This window comes from Paenibacillus sp. y28, from assembly GCF_037137075.1.
Taxonomy (GTDB): domain Bacteria; phylum Bacillota; class Bacilli; order Paenibacillales; family NBRC-103111; genus JBBBNV01.
The window spans coordinates 1-5,122 of the sequence record NZ_JBBBNV010000061.1 but is presented as its reverse complement, the minus strand read 5'-3'; the positions used below and the strand labels follow the sequence as shown (position 1 = coordinate 5,122).

The window sequence follows — 5,122 nt, the reverse complement described above, 5'->3', positions numbered from 1 at the left end:
AAGGTAAAAATGAACGGCTTTGTCGTTTCCGATGTTACGGACAGCACATTTACAACAGGAAAATTCGGGCCATTCTCAGATCGCGATTACGCGGAGCTGAAGGATATCGCCTATTTGGCCGCTGCAGATTCTTCGATTTATGCGGTCAAGGATGTGGCACTGGTGGGCGCGCCGGTGGAGTATGAGACTGCCTATGAAGACCCGGAACATGACCCGGTGTGGCCTGCTGGAACAGCATGGGCGTATGAACATACAAATCCAGACATGTTCCTGAATACCGGGGACGGCTACTCTGGCCTGTCGCCGCATCACGGCCAGACGTATCCGGCGCCGGTTTCTCCGTTCGAACGGGTGGGCTTGTACCGGGTGACGTATTCCGAATGGGACGATGTTACGCCGGAGTCGTTCCGGAAGCAGTCCAATTTGTATTCCCGTAATCTGATTGTTCACCGCAAGCCGGTGGCTGAGTTTACGTTATCGGCCAACCCAGACAACACGGTAGCCTGGAGCGATACAAGCTATGATGTAGACCGGTGCTATCCGGGCGGCAGCTGCATGAGCGGGTATGAAGGAAACCGGGGCGTATTGGACCGGAAATATTACTACATCACGCCAAGCGGCACCGTGGTCAAGCAAAAGCTGGTCATTCCGCCGGAAACCGGCACTTACACGGTGGCCGAAGCGGTCATGGACGAGTACAGCGCCTGGAGTGACTTCTACATCCAGACCATTACCATTGACGGCACGCTGCCGACGCCAAATGAACGGCCAGAGGTGGAGATTACGAATCCGGATTGCGACGACCCGGGTGCTTGCACGTTATTCTACACCACCACACCAACGATTACATGGACGCAGAACGATGCGGACGGGCTGCATTTTACCCATTACCGGCTGCAAATCTTTGATATGGACACCGGATATGTGGCTTATGACAGCGGGGAAGTGGCGGAGGAATCCTGGAGCAATTGGAATGCAAAGGCGATTCCGGCAGGCAAGCTGGAGAGCGGCAAGAAGTATCGTGTGCGGGTCATGGTGAAGGACGGGCTGGAATGGTCCGAGTGGTCGGCTTTCAAATTCTTCTGCGTTAATTCGCCGCCGACCGTGAAGATTACGAGCCCGAACGGGAACGTGAATGGACCGACCATCATTAACGGCAACCGCCGCCCGCCGATTGATTGGTCCCAGGCAGATAAGGAATTCAACTATTTCAAAAAATTCCAGATTGAAATCCGGGATGCTGAAGGAAATCTGGTGTACCAGACCGGGGAGCGATATCAGAATACCTCAAGCCTGACGAACAGCTTCCAGGTGGACAGCGATTTACCGAACGGCGTGCTGCTGCAGGCCCGGATGAAGGTGACGGACGATGATGAAACGATGTGGTCGGAGTACTCTAATACGGTGTGGTTCAAGATAAACATGCCGCCTGTCGTGGAGTTGACGTTCCCGACCGGCACTTATGACAATCCGACACCAGGCAGTCCACAGCCACGGATTGATATGCTGTTCAGTGACCTAGACCCGGATACGACATTTACGAAATACCGGGTGGTTATCAAGAATGAAGCAGGAAATGTTACGCTGATTGATAGCGGCGAGGTGATGGTCAACACCCAATCTACGACAGCAAGTCATCAGGTAACGACAGATTTACCAGCAGGCCAGTTGGTGCAGGTGACAGCTATGGTATGGGACGAGTACACGAATTCCCCATGGGCCGTAACCCGCTGGATGCTGACAAACCGAGCGCCGGAGGCGGACTTCGATTGGACACCAAAGCCAGCCTATGAGGGCGATAATGTGACGGTAATCAGTCAGGCCAGCGATCCGGACGGCGATCCGCTGACCTACACATGGACTATTGTCAGCCCGAACGGTACGACAAGCACGCAAACCTCGGATCCGGCATTACTGCCGGATGTCCTACCAGGCAGTTATGAGGTCACACTGGAGGTTTCAGATCCGCATGGAGCTACCGCGAGTGTTACAAAATCCATTCCGGTGCTGCCGCTCAGCGTCGAGGGCCGCGTGGATCATACTACGGACTGGGAATATAACCGGAAGCAGTACAATTTGTCCAAGGGCAGTGATCCGGAGCAGCCTTGGGCCAAGGTGCAGTTTTTGGCCGGAGAACGTTTCGTATTGCACGCGGACACGACCGTGATTGACCCATCCCGTAGTGACTTGTTCGCCACAGAGGTTAAGGTCACGTTCCTGCGGACCGGAGATAGTACAATGCTGACTCCGGATGAGCTGCAGCAAGGCTGGGATGGCAGTTTGTATCGGGCAAATTACGAGGAACTGAAAGCAGGGCCTGCAGACTTTTTGTTCGAGGCCACCTTCAGCAATGGCACAGTGAAGGAAGACACCGTAGAAGTCGAGATTATGGATGCCCGCGCCAGCGATTACTGGCTGCTGAAACGGGATAAGTAAATCAATTTCAAGAGGGGAGTCGCCAAGAAGGCGGCTCCCTTCTCCATAAATAAAAATGGAAAGGAGAATTAACTATGAATTCAGTAGATTTGCCTGCAACAACAGATTTCTGTGCCGCACTTATCATAAAGGAATTCGCAAGGAAAACAAACCTATCCCTCCATCATTCTAAAGCATTCATGACCCATGCTGTACAAGCCATCCAGCATGTGGCCATTCGGCATGGCCGGGTAGATTTAAGTGTTTTTGGAGACAGCGTTGTGGGGGCATATGCTGCTCATCAATATCCGGATGTAGCACTCATGGAAGGAGGAATGGACAATGAAGCAGGTGCTGATTATCGGGGTCGAGAAACCGGCATTTGAAGGAGAAGGGGTCGTTGTTGCAGATATGAAGGCAGCAGAACATTGGCTTTTGCGGGAGATGGCTAGAGCCATTCTAGTAACCGAGCAGCTGGCTGCAGAATTGATTGAGTTACGGGACCTGATGGGCTTTAAATCGGACATTATTGTTTTAGTCAAGGAGGACAATGCACGGCAAACCAGGTTATGGCGCAGCTATGGAGTGGATGAGGTATGGCTCATTTCGGAGTGGGAACAGCGGGCTGGAGGATTGTTTGAGGGAAGCACCGCGACTTCTCATCCTGCAACTGCAGAAAATACAAGCATGGACGAAAAGGTCCCTGACTCTCCAGAAGAACAATCAGCAGAGGCGATAGCAACAAAAGCAAAATCATGGTTTCAACGGTGGCGGCCTGTTGCCGATGAGGAAGGTGATGCAGATTTTACTCCTATTCCTCCAGCCCATAGGTTCCAGCCGCTCTCTCGTCATCCAGGAACGATAGTTATTGGTGTTGGTGGACTAATGCGCCGATCCGGCACAACACATGCTGCCATCCGCCTCGCCCAAACCCTTGCAGTACGCGGTGAAAAGGTAGCTTGTGTGGAGGTATTACAGGGGGCAGGCCCATTAGTCTGCTTGGCCACATTAGTAACCTCGCTGGCCCAATCCGTTGGGGGAGATCAAGGATTTAGCTTGGACGGCGTGGATTACTTTCCGGACCAAACACTGGATCAGTATATCGAGTTAATTGGTGGCCAGTATTCTTATGTGGTCGCAGATTTCGGGCCACTTTACGAAACGTCTGCTCCATGGCTGCGTTTGGAGTGGAAACGGACTGCATTGAAATTCATGTGTATGGGAGCATCACCGTGGGATTTTCAAGTATTCGCTGCTCGTTATGACGGGGCCGCTAATGTTCAAAAATCGGGTAGCTTAAATCTTGTTCAATTTGCTGATGAAACAGTATACAAGCAACTGGTAAAAGTTCTCCCGTCTGAGCTGCAGGAAAACACGCGCATGATCCCATTTGATCCACAAATTCAGAATTTTGCCGGCCTGAAGCGTTCCGTTTATGCCGATCTTCTCGGCCCGGTTTTGCCGAAAGCTTTGATAAAGAGGAAATTTATTTGAAAGGAGTTAGGATGGCATATGGATACAGTAAAAGCAGGTGACACTTATATCATGCGGTCGGCAAATTATCTAGACTTGCCAGAAGGTGAAGTAAAAGTGATTTATTGTGGTCCGGCTGCAAAAAAAGCGTTTCCTCATTTTGATTGGGATTCATGGGAGCATGATGGGGATTTTGTAGTTTGGGAGGGCCAGGAAGGGGCAGATTTCTTGCCACTTCCCGAGTTTATTCAGAACACAAAATTAATGAATTCAAACGAAGGGACGTGAAAGCATGGGTTACTGGGGAACAGGAATTTTTGATAACGATACTGCGTGTGATATTAGAGCCCGTTTCCAGCGTTTTATAGTCGAAGGCATAGGGATGGAGGAGATTATTCAAAGGTGCATCGAGGGCTTTCCTGAGCCAATGGAGGATATTTCAGTGGTACTTGCATTAGCAGCTTTGCAGATAGAGCAGAGGTGCTTAATGCCGACAATCCGGCAGCTGGCAATTTCATTGATTGAACAGGAAGATATTAATTCTTGGAAAGACCCGGAAAAGCGGCTTCGGGACATATCCGCATTCAAACAAAAACTGCTGCAGCATTAATCTGAGGAGAACAACAAAGAGAACACGCTCCGTCTATATTCAAAATGGGCAGAAGAGGCTGTTTGCAATTCGGCACTAACAAAGGATGTAAGGCAAAAGCTTCTGGACCGTGCCTCCGATTTACGCATGCTTACAACCATAGATATGACTCATCAAAACGGAATAAAGGCAGAGATACAAAAAGCATTTTTAAAAAAATCATACTTTTTGCGTACTTTATAGTGCCTAAAATCAGGTATGATAAGTACAAGGAATAAAGCCGCTCCCTTCATCGAGGGACCGGCTTTATTTTTTATGCGAAGTCACTAGCGTTGCATAAAAAGTCGGTGGCATAGTTTTCGAATAATTCTGAACAAGGTTTTAGTTTTCATTACCAAAAAGTCGATTGCCCACCAGAAGGTAGCTCTCTGTCCATTTGGTAAATTTATGTAGTTTCCCCTGAGTGACGGAAATACTAGCTCACTGTTTCTTGCGCCTACCCGCTGATTTTCGACTAGGTTTACGGTGAATTCGTTCCATCCATTGATGCATCGGTTCCCATAATAGAATTTTAAGCCAACGATAAAGCTGAAGAATACTGTGATGTGTAGCGGTGTCCAGTTTCATAAGTACGAGCAGACAAAA

Annotated in this window: 5 protein-coding genes; all 5 read left to right on the top strand. The window is 49.7% G+C overall.

Annotation, left to right across the window (positions count from 1 at the left end; all coding sequences use genetic code 11):
- A partial coding sequence (locus tag WBG83_RS22080) for a glycoside hydrolase family 78 protein (RefSeq protein ID WP_336747547.1) occupies positions 1 to 2,436 on the top strand: 2,436 nt, incomplete at its 5' end.
- A gap of 74 nt (positions 2,437 to 2,510) precedes the next feature.
- Positions 2,511 to 2,801 (top strand): hypothetical protein, encoded by a 291-nt coding sequence (locus WBG83_RS22075; protein WP_336747545.1) that lies wholly within the window; start codon positions 2,511 to 2,513, stop codon positions 2,799 to 2,801.
- Positions 2,758 to 3,909, top strand: coding sequence for a hypothetical protein (locus WBG83_RS22070; RefSeq protein WP_336747544.1), 1,152 nt, complete (start codon positions 2,758 to 2,760; stop codon positions 3,907 to 3,909). The genes WBG83_RS22075 and WBG83_RS22070 overlap by 44 nt, the downstream gene beginning before the upstream one ends.
- An 18-nt stretch (positions 3,910 to 3,927) precedes the next feature.
- The gene (locus WBG83_RS22065; protein WP_336747543.1) at positions 3,928 to 4,176 is read left to right on the top strand and encodes a hypothetical protein; all 249 of its coding nucleotides are present in this window, start codon (positions 3,928 to 3,930) and stop codon (positions 4,174 to 4,176) included.
- Positions 4,177 to 4,180: 4 nt separating this feature from the next.
- Positions 4,181 to 4,498: a DUF4259 domain-containing protein gene (locus WBG83_RS22060; protein WP_336747542.1), complete on the top strand. Its 318-nt coding sequence runs from the start codon at positions 4,181 to 4,183 to the stop codon at positions 4,496 to 4,498.
- Positions 4,499 to 5,122 lie beyond the last annotated feature (624 nt).

What these genes read in the sequence shown, in the direction of transcription:
- WBG83_RS22075 (WP_336747545.1), top strand. Translation starts at nt 2,511, where the DNA reads ATGAATTCAGTAGATTTGCCTGCAACAACAGATTTCTGTGCCGCACTT.
- WBG83_RS22070 (WP_336747544.1), top strand. Translation starts at nt 2,758, where the DNA reads ATGAAGCAGGTGCTGATTATCGGGGTCGAGAAACCGGCATTTGAAGGA.
- WBG83_RS22065 (WP_336747543.1), top strand. Translation starts at nt 3,928, where the DNA reads ATGGATACAGTAAAAGCAGGTGACACTTATATCATGCGGTCGGCAAAT.
- WBG83_RS22060 (WP_336747542.1), top strand. Translation starts at nt 4,181, where the DNA reads ATGGGTTACTGGGGAACAGGAATTTTTGATAACGATACTGCGTGTGAT.